Origin of the sequence: Melghirimyces thermohalophilus (assembly GCF_900102685.1) — a bacterium.
In the GTDB taxonomy this organism is placed as follows: Bacteria; Bacillota; Bacilli; order Thermoactinomycetales; family DSM-45169; genus Melghirimyces; species Melghirimyces thermohalophilus.
Genome location: NZ_FMZA01000001.1, coordinates 189,227 through 204,780, shown reverse-complemented (window position 1 = coordinate 204,780; position 15,554 = coordinate 189,227). Strand labels below are relative to the sequence as shown.

Sequence of the window (15,554 nt, the reverse complement as noted above, 5' to 3'; positions counted from 1 at the left end):
AAGCGGCCCTAAGCACAGACTAGCGGACGTTTTTCGCTTCCTCGTGCCAATAACGCTCCCGCAACCGAAACTTTTGCAGTTTCCCGGTGGCAGTCCGGGGTAAATGGTCGACAAACTCTACCGATTTAGGCGCTTTGTAATGGGCGAGACGATTGCGGCAGAAGGTGATCAGCTCCGCTTCCGAAACCGGGATGTTCGGCTTGGGGATAACCAAGGCCTTGGGCACCTCTCCCCAGGTCTCATCAGGCACACCGATCACCGCCACATCCAGCACCGCAGGATGCTTATACAGCGCTCCCTCCACTTCGGTGGAAGAGATATTTTCCCCACCGGAGATGATGATATCCTTCAACCGGTCCAAAATTTCCACATATCCGTCAGGATGAATCACAGCCAGGTCTCCCGTGTGAAACCAGCCGTCCCGAATGGCCTGTGCGGTTTCTTCCGGTTGTTTGTAGTAACCCTTCATCACCACATTTCCTCGGGCGACGATCTCACCGATCTCCTGACCGTTCCATTCCACCTCCTGGCCGCTGTTATCCTGACGCATCACGGTGGTCTCCCCGTTAAAGAGGAGTTCCACCCCTTGACGGGCTTTCACTGTCGCCTGTTCCTCCGCGGACAACCTCTCCATCTTTCGGGGCCATTCACAGTAAAGGATGAAAGGAGAAACCTCGGTCAGGCCATAAACATGGTGCATCTCCAGGTTTAGGATTTGTTGAGCTTGCTGAATCACCGCGGCGGGTGGCGGAGAACCGGCCGTACCCATTCTGCGCTGGACAGGGGAAAGGTTTTTTCCCTCCGCCGCCTGCACCAGCATACTAACCACTTTCGGCGCTCCGCACAATAGAGAAACCTTCTCCTCCTCAAAGATCTGGAATATCACTTCTGGATCCACTTTCCGCAGACAAACATGGGTCCCGCCTACCGCGGTCAGCGACCACACCCCTCCCCAGCCGTTGGCGTGAAACATCGGCAGGGTATGCAGGTAAACATCATCATGCTGCACACGCAGGTGATACAAAAAGTTGGCCGCGTTGATATAGTTGTTCCGATGGGTCAGCATCACTCCTTTGGGACGGGAAGTGGTGCCGCTGGTATAATTGAGAGACAGCATGTCGTTTTCATCGATGTCCACAACAGGAGGTTCCGTCGTCTCCACCTGCTGCAAGAGGGATTCATAACGGGCATGGGAAACTCGGGTCGTCCCTTCCCCCACCAGGATCAGATGCTCCAACTTGGGAACCCGATCCAGAATCGGCTCCACGGCAGGAAGATATTCCGTATCCACAATCAGAACTCTGCTGTCACTGTGGTTGAGAATGTAGTCAAACTCTTCACTCTGCAGCCTGTAATTCAGCGGCACGATCACCGCGCCCAGCTGAGGGATGCCGTAAAAACACTCCAACATCTCGTGGATATTGGGCAGGATGACGGCTACATGGTCCCCCTTGCCAATCCCGAGTGCGCTTAAGGCGTTAGACAAGCGATTCACTCTTTCCCCAAATTCCCGGTAGGTAAACCGCTTCTTCCCGTCGACCACTGCGATCTGATTCGGATAGTACTTCACGGCCCGTCGCTTCCAGTCCATCGGTGTCAGAGGCTGAAGCACACCGATCACCGTCCTCTCTCCTGTGATTCTTATAAGTGATTCACTTTCTATCTTTACGAATTTCCCACAGATAATCAACAGATAATACGGAATTATCCGACTACTGAACCGAGAAAAGCACCGGCGAAAGTGCCGGTGCGGTCTACTTTAGATCAACAGGTTAAATAGATGGGGATCCTTGTTAATTTCCTTATAACGGAATCCTTTTTTATTCATCCGCTCGATCAGCGGCTGGTAATCCTCTCTCCGTTTCAGTTCAATTCCCACCAGGGCGGGGCCGTTTTCTTTGCTGTTCTTCTTCGTATATTCAAAGCGGGTGATATCGTCGTCGGGACCGAGCACTTCATCAAGAAATTCCCGGAGGGCGCCAGCCCGCTGCGGGAAGTCGACAGTGAAATAATGCTTCAACCCCTCGTAAATCAAGGAGCGCTCCTTGATCTCCTGCATCCGATCAATATCGTTATTGCCGCCGCTGACGATGCAGACCACGTTTTTCCCCCGGATCTCCTCCCGGTACGGATCCAGGGCGGCAATGGAGAGAGCGCCGGCCGGTTCGGCCACGATCGCATTTTCGTTGTAAAGGTTCAGGATGGTGGTACAAACTTTTCCTTCTGGAACGAGGGCGAAATCGTCCACCACTTCCCGGCAGATGTCGAGATTCAATTCTCCCACGTTGCTGACGGCGGTTCCGTCCACAAATTTGTCCATCTCCTTCAGGGGCACCACCCGACCCGCTTCTACCGAGCGTTTCATCGACGGGGCGCCGGTGGCCTCAACACCGACCACCCGGGTAGAGGGAGTAAGGCTTTTCACGTAGGTACCCACTCCGGCAGCGAGGCCCCCGCCTCCGATGCTGACGAAAAGATAATCCGCCGGATGGTGAAGATCGTTCAAAACCTCCAGCCCGACAGTTCCCTGACCGGCGATCGTTTTAGGATCCTCAAAAGGATGGATAAACGTCATCTCGTGTTCCTCGCAATGCTGAAGGGCTTCCGACAAAGAATCGTCAAAGGAATCCCCTGTGAGGACCACCTCCACAAAACGGCCCCCAAACCACTTGACTTGCGACACCTTTTGGTTCGGTGTGGTGCTCGGCATAAAAATCCGACCGGGAATCTGTAAACTGTGACAGGAGAAGGCGATACCTTGCGCATGGTTTCCCGCACTGGCACAGACGACTCCCTTTTTCAGTTTCTCTTGGGGGAGGTGGCGGATCACATTGTAAGCCCCCCGGATCTTGAAGGAGCGGACCACCTGCAAGTCCTCCCGCTTCAGATAGACGTTGCAATCATACTTGGCGGACAGCACAGGGTCCTTCTGTAAGGGGGTGTGGGTAATGGCATCTTTTAACACATGATTGGCGAAAATAATATCCTCCACCGTCACCTTATCTGTTTTTTTCGGTATTTTCACACTGGTTGAGGTTTGTGATGATGATTCCATAGACAGCCCCCCGTTGGATTTTCAGACCATTATACACCCGGACCCCCTCTGAAAAGCAATGCTTTCTCGTAAAAAAGCGAAAAATGTTTCAAAAATCCCCCTCTTCCGGAATCCCGGAGAGAATAAAAAAAGAGCAGACCGTGAAACGGGATCTGCTCCATCAGCAAAGAATGTCACATCAGGAATGGGAGATGACGATTTTCCCGAAAAACTTCTGGCTTTCCAGGTATGCATAGGCTTCTTTGGCTTCGTCAAAAGAGAAAACGTGATCGATGACGGGAACCATTTTTTTGTCTTCGATCAAGCGATTCATTTCTTCAAAATCCTGTCGGCTTCCGACGCTGATGGTTCGGGTGTTGGCGTTAAAGAAGAGATCGTGATAACCCACTTTCTCCCCGTCCTTGGTAAGGACACCGATCAGGGCGATCTCTTTTCCCCGGGCCACCGCTTGAATCGACTGATGGAGGGTGCCCGGCCCACCGACTTCAACCACGCGATCCACACCACGACCGCTGGTGAACGCTTTCACCTCTTCCCCCCAGTTGGGAGTTTTTTTGTAATTGATCACCTTTTCCGCACCCAGTTCCTTCAGCTTTTCCGCTTTGCGGTCACTCGATGTGGTGGCGATCACATGCAGTCCCAGCAGCTTCGCCAACTGGATGGCGAAGACGGAGACACCGCCGCTGCCTAAGGTTAAAATAGTATCGCCGGGTGAGAGGGGCTCCGGTCCGTGCAGGGCGGACCAGGCGGTGACCGCCGCGCAAGGCAAGGTCGCTCCCTGTTCATAGCTGAGGTGGTCGGGGATAGAAACGAGCAGCTCGGGGTTGATCACCTTGTACTCTGTCAACCACCCGTCACTGTGAGAACCGTAGGGTTCAATATAATCGGGGTATTCCCCTCCAAACCATTCCCGGTGAAAATTGCCGGCGACGCGGTCTCCCACTTGAAACCGCCGCACTCCTTCTCCCACGGCGACGATTTCTCCCGCACCATCGGATAAGGGGATGCGGTGGGGACGGATCTCTCCGGGGTATTCCCCCTTGATCAGCGCCAAATCTCGGTAGTTTAAAGAAGAGGCTTTGACTCGCACCAACACTTCGCCCCGCTGAACGGCAGGGATTTCTTCTGTCACCATCTGCAAATGGTCCAGGCTCCCAGTTTTCTTCATTCGATAGGAGCGCATCGTTCCCTGTGGATTGGCCAACATTGTTTCCTCCCTGTTATCTCATTTAAATAGACTCAAGAATGTCATTTCCCTTTTTCGATTGTTTAACACTTCAAAGTGGCAACGACACCCCCTGAAAGTCCCCTTCCCTCATTCGCCTTTACGATTCTTCCCCCATTGAAGGGCTTTCCGTTCCAGTTCTTTGACAAATCGATCCTTCCCCTTAGAATAAGCCTCTCGATCATTTGGGAATTGGTGAGCGGATCGTTCTTTCAATTCCCCGTATCGATGTGCCTCCTTCTGGTGCATTCGAAGATCGTCTTTCACTGCCAGGTGCCGGTCGATCTCTAGGTGATAGTCGTACTGAAAAATATGGACATGATGGGTTGGATTCGACCCTCGATGCCGTATTCACCCGAGGATTCATAACCGAAGGCCTTCATCGGCTCGTGAAAGGAATCCACACGGCTGATCTCTTTGACAAGCGGCATGATGGGCTTTGAAACCGGGAGCCGAGGTGCTGCCGAAATGATGGATGTCGACTCGTTCGTGACCGAAGGATCCGTCCCATCTCCTCTGTAATTGAAAAACCCTCTCCTGTTCATTCAGAAGAGGGCGTCACATGACGATATTACCGATCCCCGGCCCACTCGCCCTCAAACACCGTCTGTGCCGGGCCGGTCATGTAGACGCGGTTATCGGATTCGTCCCATTCGATCGTTAAACCCCCGCCCTTCAGATGGACGAGAACCTGGCGGCCGGTTTCTCCATTTAAAACAGCGGCTACGGCAGAAGCACAGGCGCCGGTGCCGCAAGCCAAGGTTTGCCCGACCCCCCGTTCCCAGACCCGCATCTCCAGCTCATCCTTCGCCCGAACGCTGACAAATTCCACGTTGGTATGATTGGGAAAGAAGGGATGCTTTTCGAGACGGGGACCCCAAGTTTCCACTGGATACCCGGCGGCATCCTCCACAAAGATGACCGCGTGGGGATTCCCCATGGAAACGGCGGTGATGGGAAAGGAGGTCCCCTCCACCTCTACCGGATGGTCCACCACCGGTCCGTCATCGAGGGAGACGGGAATCCTTTTTCCTTCCAGGATCGGCTCCCCCATATCGACGCGGACTCCGCTCACCTGCCCCGCCTTTGTCTCCAGCCAGACTTTTTGCAAACCGGCTTTTGTTTCCACGGACAATTCCCGGCGGGCACCGGAGATCCGTTCGTAATAATATGTGGCCACACAGCGAATGGCATTGCCGCACTGTTCCGCTTCACTGCCGTCACTGTTCAGGATGCGCATCTGGACATCCCCTGCATTGGAGGGAAGGAGGAAAACCAGACCATCGGCTCCCACTCCGAAGTGGCGATCGCACATGCGGCGAGCCAGATCCCTCGCCCCTTCCGGCGATTGGTCCGCCCAGATCACGACAAAATCGTTTCCCAACCCCTGCATCTTAGTAAAACGCATGTTCATATTCCTTTCCACCGCAGAATAAAAAAGCGACCGATGGCACCGGAGGCACCATCGGATCATCATCCTTCTCCTGTTTTGAGCATACCCCAAGCAAGGCCTCTTTTTCAATCCATTTCGCCGGCTCAACCATGTGCGGGACGGCGGGCGGGACGCAAAAGATCCACCACTCCGGCCAACAAGGTTGGCATCGACGCCGCCGCAATCACCAGCGCCCACTCCCTGACTCCCAGAGAAACGGTGTGGAAAATGGGCTGCAACGGTGGATAATACATCACCACCAACAGAAGCAACGCCGACGAAGCGACAGCCAGCACCAGGGGCAGATTGCTCAAAGGGTTCCGATGGAAAATGGACAGCTGGCTGCGACAATCAAACACATAGATCAGCTGGGCCAGCACCAGGGTGGAAAAGGCGATCGTCTGGGCCCGAACGAGGTCATCTGGGGCTTCGTTGTAGGAAACCCAGAAGGCGGCCAGGGTGAACAGACCGATCAAAAGACCTCGAGAAATGATTTTCCATCCGACCCCCCGGGCGAACACACTCTCCCGGCTGTTACGCGGCGGCCGGTCCATGGTATCCTCCTCCGCTGGATCCACCCCTAGTGCCATCGCCGGTAACCCGTCAGTCACCAAGTTGACCCACAAAATCTGGATCGGAACCAAAGGCAGCGGCATTCCCGCCAGCATGGCGAGAAACATCACCAGGATTTCCCCGACGTTACTGGCCAACAGATAACTGATAAATTTCCGGATGTTGTCGTAAATGCTTCGCCCCTCTTCAATGGCCGCCACAATGGTGGCAAAGTTGTCATCGGACAAAACCAGTGAGGAAGCCTCTTTGGAGACATCGGTACCGGTGATGCCCATAGCGATCCCGATATCCGACGCTTTGATCGCCGGGGCATCGTTGACACCGTCGCCGGTCATAGCCACGACATGCCCCTGTTTCTGGAGAGCTTTGACGATCTTTAATTTATGTTCCGGTGACACCCGAGCGTAGACACGAATCGTTTTGGCCCGCTTTTCAAACTCTTCATCGCTCATCCGGGAGATCTCGTTTCCGTTGATGGTATCGCCGTCATCTGTCAAAATACCCAGCTGCTTAGCGATGGCCACCGCCGTGGTCTGATGGTCGCCCGTGATCATCACGGTCTGGATCCCGGCGCGGCGACATTTACGGATGGCATCTTTCACCTCTTCCCGGGGCGGGTCGATCATGCCTGCCAGCCCCACGAAGATTAAGCCTTTCTCCATATCCGCTTCCTGTTTCGGCTGAACGCCGCTCCACTCCCGATAGGCCAGAGCCAGGTTGCGAAGGGCCATCGCCGCCAGTTGATTATTATTGGACAAGATTTTTTGCCGCATCGATGGGGTTAAGGGGGTCGGACGCCCTCCCTGCAGAATGTGTGTGCACCGGTTTAACAACACGTCCGGCGCTCCCTTGGCCATCACCATCTGCTGGCCCTGTCTGTTCTCGACCAGCACCGACATCATTTTGCGCTCAGAGTCAAAGGGGAACTCTTTGACCCGTTTCCATTGTTTCATCACGGACTCCCGGGTCACCTTCCCTTTGGCTCCTAATACCATCAGCGCCCCTTCTGTCGGGTCCCCGTCGACGCGCCAGCTTTCCTGTTTCCGCTTTAACATCCCTTCCCGGGTGTTTTCCCGGATCAGTTCCGCATTATTGCAGAGGACAGCGATTTCTAACAGCCGGTTTAACACCGGCTCCCGCTTCGGCACCAGCTTTCGCTTACCAGACGTAAACTCCCCCGTCGGCTCAAAACCGGAACCGGACACCTCTACCTGATGTCCATCCAGCCACAGATGGGTGACGGTCATCTTGTTCTGGGTTAAGGTTCCCGTTTTGTCGGAACAGATGACCGAAGCACAACCTAAGGTCTCCACCGACGGAAGCTTACGGACAATCGCCCGGCGCCGGATCATCCGCTGCACCCCGAGGGCGAGGGCGATGGTGACAATAGCAGGCAGCCCTTCCGGAATGGCGGCTACCGCCAGACTGACCCCCGCCAGGAACATTTTATAGGCGTCATGGCCGTGAACAATCCCCGTCAATACCACCACCGCTGTCAAGAAAAGGGCAACGATGATCAAAACTTTACCCAGCTGTTCCAGACGGTTTTGTAGCGGCGTCTGCATCGTTTCCGTCGTCTGAATCAGATGAGCGATTTTGCCCATCTCCGTCTGCATCCCCGTAGCTACCACCAGACCGGTTCCCGTTCCCCGGACGATCATGGTACCGAGAAAGCCCATGTTTTTCCGATCACCGAGAGGTACCTTCCCGCCCTGGATCGGTTGATCCGTCTTGCTGACCGGCACGGACTCCCCGGTCAGTGCCGACTCCTCGATATAGAGGTTATCCGCCTGAATCAACCGCAGATCGGCAGGGATTCGGTCTCCGCTCTCCAGGGATACCAAGTCCCCGGGCACCAGATCTGCCGCGGGGATCCTTTTCCACTCCCCGCCTCGTCTGACCCGGGCCATCGGAGCGGATAGTTCCTTCAAAGCGGTCAGGGATTTTTCCGCTCGGAATTCCTGCACAAACCCCAGGATGGCGTTTAAAACCACGATGGCGATGATGGCGATCGCATCGGTATACTCGCCCAACAAGCCAGAGACCAAGGTGGCCGCCAGCAGCACCAACACCATAAAATCCTTAAATTGATTGAGCAAAAGAACCGCGGGGGACAAGGAGCTGCCTTCAGTCAACCGGTTGGGTCCCACTTGGTTTCTTCGTTTTTTGGCTGCTGTTTCCGTCAGCCCTTCAGCAGGATCCACGCCGAAGTGATCGGCTAGCTGCTCCTTCCCCCAGTCCAGATAACGGCTGCCTTCCGCCACGTTCCCTCCCCCTTTGTCCAAACACATCTCAAGACAACCTTATTCAGACAGGCCGTAAAACATGCCACATTGTGGATGAGAGAGGCATAGCGGCGGTCCTGTGCTGGAGGAAGCGGATCATGATATACTGGAGGATGGCTTTTGCGGACGTCACCCTTATTTTTGGAAAGGAGGCCACGCCATGTCCCTGGATGGAATCGCACTCCGGGCCGTCATACATGAGTTGGAGCAAACCCTTACCGGCAGCCGTGTGGCCAAGATTTATCAACCGAGCGATACCGATCTGATCTTTCACCTCCGTTCTCGGGGAGGCAATCGGAAGCTGCTCCTCTCGGCCCATCCGACCTATTCCCGCCTTCACCTGACGGAGCAGCGGGCCGACAACCCGCTGACACCGCCCATGTTTTGCATGTTGCTCCGCAAACACTGCGAGGGCGGCAGCATCGAGGGAATCTATCAAGTCGAGATGGAACGGATCGTCCATCTAGACATCCGCAGCCGGAATGAGCTGGGCGATGAGGTGATCCGCCGGCTGGTGGTGGAAGTGATGGGGCGGCACAGCAATATTATCCTGATGGATCCCGCTTCCGGCAAGATCCTGGACGGCATTCGCCGGGTAACTCCCGACATCAGCCGTCACCGGCAGGTGCTGCCGGGACTGACGTACCGGAAACCACCGGAGCAACATAAAAAAAATCCTCTAACGGTGGACCGGGAGGATTTTCTCCGTTCTCTCGATTTTAACCAGGGGAAGCTGGACAAACAGATCGTCAACCGTCTGGAGGGAATCGGCCCCCGGACCGCCCGCGAAATCGTCCATCGCGGCGGCATCGGCGACCGGGAACAACTTTGGAGTGCCTTCCATGAACTGATGGAAAACGTGAAGGATCACATCTATCAGCCCCAAATCATCTATGCCCCACGCCAAACCCTCTTCACCGCCATCGACCTGACTCACCTGGAGGGGGAACGGGAAGCTTTCTCCTCGATCAGCCGTTGCCTCGATTCCTTCTATACCGGAAAAGCGGAGCGGGACCGAACCCGTCAACGAAACCTCGATCTGTTTCGCCATCTAAAAAATGCGATCGATAAAAATGAGAAGAAGATCGAGAAGTTGAAAGAGGAGCAATCCCAGACGGAGCAGGCGGAAACCTATCGCATCTACGGAGAACTGTTGACCTCCTTTATGCACCAGGTCAAGCGGGGAGATGAAGAGCTGAAGGTGATCAATTACTACCAGGAGGAGGCACCGGAGGAAACGATCCCCCTCGATCCTCGTCTCACTCCCTCGGAGAACGCCCAGCGCTACTTTCGCCTGTACAACAAAGCCAAATCCGCCCGGAAATGGAACGCAGAGCAGATGGAAAAAACGGAGAGGGAGAATCAATATTTGGAATCGGTGTTGGTCCAACTCCAGGATGCCGGTTCAAAAGAAGTAGAAGAGATCAAGGAAGAGCTGCGGGAAGAAGGGTGGCTGCGGACTCCGGGACCAGCCCGCCGGAAAAAACGTTCCCAAAAACCCCGACCCGACACCTATTTCTCTTCGGAAGGGGTTCCCATCCTGGTGGGACGGAACAACAAACAAAACGACTTCCTCACCCACCGGATCGCTTCCCCCACCGATACCTGGCTGCACACTAAAGAGATCCCGGGATCCCACGTGGTGATACGGGGCAAAGAGTTTGGTGAAACCACCCTGCATGAAGCAGCGATGCTGGCCGCCTGGCACAGCAAAGCCCGGGAGTCGGGCCAAGCCCCTGTTGATTACACCCTGATTAAGCACGTAAAAAAACCTTCCGGCACTCCGCCCGGTTTCGTCATCTACGAAGAACAGAAAACCCTCTTCGTCACCCCTGATGAACACCAGATTCGGAAGCTGGAGAAAAAAGAGGAATAATAAAAAGCCTTCCAACGCAGAATCTCCCCAGCTGTCGACCTCCGTCGACAGCTTTTTGATTCTCTTTTCCAAAAACCTCCTTTTATCGGCAGGATTTATGGATAATATACGGAATTTTATGTATAGTAATATTTTTCAACTCAAGATATGGGAGGAATGAGGGATGATGCTGAAAAGAGGCGTACTGTTGATGCTGGCATTGTTGTTGATGCTGCTTCCGCTCACGGTTCAGAAGGCAGATGCAAGGCAAAGTCCATCATCCTTGATGGAGTCTTTCCGACAAGCATCGGAAACTTATAAGGTCCCTCTGCCGTTGTTGATGGCGATCGGCTATGCGGAAACCCGCTGGAACCACCATGACGGTCAACCTAGCCAGCTGAACGGTTACGGGATCATGCACCTCGTGGACAATCCTCGCCACCACACCTTGCAGCAAGCAGCCCAGTTGACCAGATTTTCCGAGGAAAGACTGAAACAGGACAGCCACGCCAACATCATGGGAGCCGCAGCAGTTCTCGCCCACATCGCCAAGGAGCAAGGGGAAGGCCGCCTGCCGGATCGACTAGGTAAATGGTATCCCGTTGCCGCGGAATACGCCGGTTACCAAAGCCAAATGATCACCCGTCTCCACGTTGATGAGGTGTTTCGATTGATCCGTGAGGGCGTCAGCAAACAAGCGGAAGGAGAACGCTTAGAGCTGAAGGCAACCCGGGTTCTTCCCGACCGGGGAATTTATGAGCACGTCCAGCTCTCTAACACCCTCCCCGCTTACGATTATCCTAACGCCCGCTGGATTCCGGCAGATAGCAGCAATTATAACGCTGCCAACCGGGAAGGGGACGGAAACGATATCGATAAAGTGGTTATTCACACCACTCAGGGCTCCTACGCCGGAGCGATCAGCTGGTTTCAAAACCCTTCTTCCAATGTAAGTGCCCACTATGTGATCCGGTCCAGTGACGGCGAGATCACCCAGATGGTCCAAGACAGTGATATCGCCTGGCATGCGGGGAATTGGGATTACAACGTTCACAGCATCGGCATCGAACATGAAGGTTACGTGGAGGAGCCCGGCTGGTATACCGATTCCATGTATCGCTCCTCTGCCGCTCTCACCCGATGGTTGTGCGATCAGTACGAGATTCCCCGGGATCGCTCCCACATCATCGGCCACAGTGAAGTACCCGGGGCTACCCACACTGACCCCGGCAGTCAGTGGGACTGGAACTATTACATGAGTTTGGTCAATCAATAAAAGGGCAGAAAACAACGGACGGACCACTGGGCCCGTCCGTTGTGTTATTTCCGTATTATGCTGCTTTCTGAGCCTCATCGACCGCAACAGGCTCCCGGAAACGAGCCCACAGGGGCATCAGCAGGATGGACAACATCAGCGTACCAATCACCCCGAAGGTAAAAGCTCCCCCGCTCTGATCCATCAACCATCCCCCTAACAGCGGCCCGATAAAAAAACCCACCTGAATCAATCCGCTGCTGCCTAGATAAACCCCCTTCATCCCTCGATCTTGACCCAGCTTGGCCACACCGGCTTCCCAGATGGGAAAAAACAGTGTTTCCGCTAAGGTTACCACACCCATCGCCGTAAACAGGAACAACGGCTGCCCGCTTCCAAAAAGGGCCATCCCACCGGCAAATAGGAGACCGCTCGCAAGGATCACCCGGACAGGCGGCTGCCCGCTGGCCCAGTTGGATAGCGGGATTGCCAACAGCACCACTAAAACGGCATTGGTTGTCAATAAGAGCGGATAAATGGACAGGGAGGCTGCTTTTAGATGGAGGGGAAGAGTTGTTTCAATCTGGGCGTAACCGATCATAAAAAGAATCCCCATCAGGAGGGCAAACAGCAGGGACGAATCCCGAGCCGCCGACCCCAGCACAGTTGACAGGCTGGAACCCGATGCAGTGCCTGTGGGCAAGTCCCTCCGGTAGCGAAGATCCGCAACCCCCATGACGATGACCAGCAGACTCATCACCGTTCCGGTCACGGCAAAGACCAGCTCATAGGAAAAACGGGCCATGAGGCTACCGAGCAGGGGGCCGACGGCAAGAGCCAGATTGAGCATCAGGTAGCTGCGCCCCAGCACCCGCGTCTGGCCTTGCTGGGGTACCATATCCGTCAACATCGCTTTGGAAATAGTGTCATAAAAGGCTCGACAGATGCCGTTAAGGACACTGAGCAGCAGAAAGGCCCCAAAACGGTCCGCCCAGGCAAAACCGTAAAAGGTGAGGGCCCAAAGGATCAAGCTGGTCAACAGCACGGGCATCCGCCCCCACCGATCGGAGACAAAGCCTCCGATAAAACCGCAAAGGCTTCCCGCCAACCAGCCGGCACCAACCACCTGTCCCGCTTCAAAAGCAGTATATCCCCGCGCGGAGAGATAGAGTGCGAGAAATGGCAACACCATGAAGACCGCTGTCCTGCCCAGCCCGGTGGAGACCAGCAACAGCCAGACCATCGGGTGGTAGGATTTTTTCTCTCCCGACTTGATCAAGTTAGATCCTCCTCTGATGCCCCCGAACGGGGATCTCCCTTATTTCTGGCTCCCATCTTCCACGAAAAAAATAGCAAACCCTGCACAAACGACAAGACTTGCCAAGATCACAGCAACTCCGCGGCGATTCGAGGGGGTAGCATCATTGCCGTAAAAAATTGCCGTAAAAAGATAAACACCGCCATCCCTTACAGGATCGCGGTGAAAAAAGTTGGCCGTGATTACGCATCCCGTCGATTAACGCGGATTTTCCGCGCTTTTTCTGAGGGATTCTTGGGTACATAAATGTGTAGCACGCCATCTTTGCTGTCGGCGGTGATCCCGTCCACATCGGCATCTCCCGGAAGGGTGAAAGAACGCTGAAAGGTACCGTAGCGTCGTTCCACCAAGTGATACCGGTGTTCTTCCCGATGCTCCTGACGGCGTTCCCCCCGGATCGTCAACAGACGGCCGCTCACTTCCAAATCGATATCCTCTACGTCCATGCCCGGCATCTCCGCCTGAATCACATATTGGTCAGTCTGTTCCTCCACATCCAGCGCCGGAATCAAGGACGATCCCTCCTCGCTTTCCGCAAACAACGGTTCGTGGAAAAAACGACCAAAGGACCGATCCAACTCATGGCGCAAACCGGACCGGCGGGAATCCGGTTCTCGAAAACCTTCCATAGAACTCAACAACATCACACTCCTTCCGTCATCCCTCTTATGATGAAACGGGGACGGGGGAAGTATACCGATGAGGTAGCCACTACTCTGAACGATAAGCTGGAACCCCTATCAATTCGTCTACGGTGACAAAGGAGTACCCTTTCGCCTGTAGCTGATCGATCAAAAGCGGCAAAGTTTTCACCGTGGCGGAGCGATTCCCGCCTCCGGAATGGAGCAAGATAATGCTTCCCGGCTGCACCTGACTTTTCACTGTTTGCAAGATCTGTGCAGGTGTCCGTCTCCCTTTCCAATCGAGGGAGTCCACATCCCAGTTGATCATGCGGTAACCATTGTGAGCCACTTCCTTCTCCTGTCCGGCCACCGCTCCATAGGGGGGGCGCATCAGCTCCATCTCCCTGCCGGTCAGTTTTTCGACCACTTGGGCGGTTCGCACCAACTCCTCCTTCACCTCTTTTTTCTTCAGGTCGGGAAGATAAGCGTGATTCCATGTATGGTTCGCCAGCACATGCCCTTCCGCCGCAATCTGTACCGTGATCCCCGGATAAGCTTTGACCTCCCGTCCTACCACAAAAAAGGTTCCCGGAACTTTCTTTTTTCGCAAGATATCTAAAATCTTGGGGGTATAGACCGGATCGGGACCGTCGTCAAAGGTGAGTGCCACCTTTTTCTCTTGTTTAGGACCGTGATAGATCACCAGCGGAGCAGGATGTTTTCGCGACTTTTCCTCTTCCTGCTTCTGAGCGGCACGGGCCGGCTCGGGGGTGCTGGAAGCGCTCTCCCTCTGTGACTTTTCCTTCGGATGCGTCTCTGTTTCCGGATTGTCCTCCGTTTCTGCCCCTTCCTTTTGTTCCGATGGCGCTGACGGGGAGGGATCCGCCGGTTCGACCTGTGGAGCGTGGTTGTTTCCCTCCGCCTGTCGTTGCATTCGCTCTCCAGCATTATTGGCATAGGAGAGGTTGTACATGCTTGATCCGATCACCCAGATGCCTAGAAAGAAAAGAAGCCCCGCCCGCAGCCAGGTCTCCTGCATGCTTTCCACTCCCATTCTCTCTATCATTCTGTATTACCTGACAAGATTTTTACAAATGTCGAGCTTTTTTGCAAGATCGTTTTAAAATCGTATCCTCCAAATGATTAAAGGAATTATCAATTGATGGCAGGCACAAAAAGCCCGACGCTTTCCTTGATAAGCGTCGGGCAGGTAAACCCCTGTCAGGCTGTCCGTCGGCTGTCCTCACTGGGATCCATCACGAAGACCACCAAAGCCATCACCGCCAGATTCGCCCAAGTGGCCAGGCTGAAAAAAATTCCATCGGCAGAAAACATCACCGAGAGCGCATGTTCCATATAGGCGAAGACACCATGGACGTACAAAATCCCCACTTCATGAGAGTGAAGGGAGAGATCCAGACCCCACCAGCTGACTCCCGCTGCCACGATAACAGGAAATAAATAGAACAACCGCACCAATGACGGAGAACGGAGCGACCGGTTGACCGCATACAGAGCAAAAGCCGCCCCGGCTGCCACGTGGAGGGCGGTTTCCAGCCAAAGCCCGATCAACATCACCACAAAGAGTCCTGCCAACAGCACAAAGGCTGTCCGAAGCCACCGAATCATACCTTCAACCCCTTGAATCGCTTCGATCCTCTCCGCTATATTATACGGTGCTCCCGATGCGGACATACCAGTGAGACTAGAACGATTACACTCTTTTTATTACCTTTGCCGGATTTCCGCCGACGACAACCCCATCGGGAACGTCTTTGGTCACAAATAGTCGAGTCAATCTCCGAGCGTGGTTGCGATCCTTCACCAATTCCGGGTCGGACGGATCATAGGCTTCCCCGTTCAGCATTTTCATCTTTTCCGATATCCATTGCCTGTGCCTTCTCATTTATCCTCACTTTCGTTCGGGACCATC

The 15,554-nt window shown here is 54.4% G+C and carries 13 protein-coding genes; 2 read left to right on the top strand and 11 right to left on the bottom strand.

The features are described from left to right. Window positions 1-19: 19 nt before the first annotated feature. The 6 genes from BLP91_RS01095 to BLP91_RS01070 all read right to left on the bottom strand — a co-directional run bounded on the left by BLP91_RS01095 (window position 20) and on the right by BLP91_RS01070 (window position 8,576). Window positions 20-1,612 (bottom strand): long-chain-fatty-acid--CoA ligase, encoded by a 1,593-nt coding sequence (locus BLP91_RS01095; protein ID WP_091565803.1) that lies wholly within the window; start codon window positions 1,610-1,612, stop codon window positions 20-22. 147 nt (window positions 1,613-1,759) lie between these two features. Beyond that, the gene (ilvA, locus tag BLP91_RS01090; RefSeq protein ID WP_091565656.1) at window positions 1,760-3,055 is read right to left on the bottom strand and encodes a threonine ammonia-lyase IlvA; all 1,296 of its coding nucleotides are present in this window, start codon (window positions 3,053-3,055) and stop codon (window positions 1,760-1,762) included. Between the two features lie 178 nt (window positions 3,056-3,233). Then, window positions 3,234-4,259, bottom strand: a complete 1,026-nt coding sequence (locus BLP91_RS01085; RefSeq protein WP_218119230.1) for a zinc-dependent alcohol dehydrogenase family protein — start codon at window positions 4,257-4,259, stop codon at window positions 3,234-3,236. Between the two features lie 111 nt (window positions 4,260-4,370). Continuing rightward, on the bottom strand, window positions 4,371-4,631 hold the full coding sequence (locus BLP91_RS16985; protein WP_281220327.1) for a GrpB family protein: 261 nt from the start codon (window positions 4,629-4,631) through the stop codon (window positions 4,371-4,373). 220 nt (window positions 4,632-4,851) lie between these two features. Continuing rightward, window positions 4,852-5,688: a diaminopimelate epimerase gene (gene dapF, locus BLP91_RS01075; protein WP_091565798.1), complete on the bottom strand. Its 837-nt coding sequence runs from the start codon at window positions 5,686-5,688 to the stop codon at window positions 4,852-4,854. Window positions 5,689-5,816: 128 nt separating this feature from the next. Beyond that, window positions 5,817-8,576 carry a calcium-translocating P-type ATPase, SERCA-type gene (locus BLP91_RS01070; RefSeq protein WP_091565651.1) on the bottom strand — a complete coding sequence of 920 codons (2,760 nt, stop codon included), beginning with the start codon at window positions 8,574-8,576 and terminating at the stop codon, window positions 5,817-5,819. Window positions 8,577-8,730: 154 nt separating this feature from the next. Between BLP91_RS01070 and BLP91_RS01065 the strand changes: the two genes are divergently transcribed. Further along, on the top strand, window positions 8,731-10,446 hold the full coding sequence (locus BLP91_RS01065; RefSeq protein ID WP_091565648.1) for an Rqc2 family fibronectin-binding protein: 1,716 nt from the start codon (window positions 8,731-8,733) through the stop codon (window positions 10,444-10,446). Between the two features lie 163 nt (window positions 10,447-10,609). Next, window positions 10,610-11,701 carry an N-acetylmuramoyl-L-alanine amidase gene (locus BLP91_RS01060; RefSeq protein WP_091565646.1) on the top strand — a complete coding sequence of 364 codons (1,092 nt, stop codon included), beginning with the start codon at window positions 10,610-10,612 and terminating at the stop codon, window positions 11,699-11,701. A gap of 55 nt (window positions 11,702-11,756) precedes the next feature. On the opposite strand, the gene BLP91_RS01055 is transcribed toward BLP91_RS01060, so the two are convergent. The 5 genes from BLP91_RS01055 to BLP91_RS01035 form a co-directional block, all read right to left on the bottom strand. Continuing rightward, a complete protein-coding gene (locus tag BLP91_RS01055) occupies window positions 11,757-12,959 on the bottom strand; it encodes an MFS transporter (RefSeq protein WP_091565643.1) in 1,203 nt (400 codons plus the stop codon). Window positions 12,960-13,180: 221 nt separating this feature from the next. Beyond that, the gene (locus BLP91_RS01050) at window positions 13,181-13,627 is read right to left on the bottom strand and encodes an Hsp20/alpha crystallin family protein (RefSeq protein WP_245661976.1); all 447 of its coding nucleotides are present in this window, start codon (window positions 13,625-13,627) and stop codon (window positions 13,181-13,183) included. An 82-nt stretch (window positions 13,628-13,709) separates the two neighbouring features. Further along, a complete protein-coding gene (locus BLP91_RS01045; RefSeq protein WP_176757740.1) occupies window positions 13,710-14,660 on the bottom strand; it encodes a polysaccharide deacetylase family protein in 951 nt (316 codons plus the stop codon). Between the two features lie 182 nt (window positions 14,661-14,842). Continuing rightward, window positions 14,843-15,250, bottom strand: coding sequence for a hypothetical protein (locus BLP91_RS01040; protein WP_091565636.1), 408 nt, complete (start codon window positions 15,248-15,250; stop codon window positions 14,843-14,845). An 85-nt stretch (window positions 15,251-15,335) separates the two neighbouring features. Further along, on the bottom strand, window positions 15,336-15,494 hold the full coding sequence (locus BLP91_RS01035; protein ID WP_245661969.1) for a maltose acetyltransferase domain-containing protein: 159 nt from the start codon (window positions 15,492-15,494) through the stop codon (window positions 15,336-15,338). Window positions 15,495-15,554 lie beyond the last annotated feature (60 nt).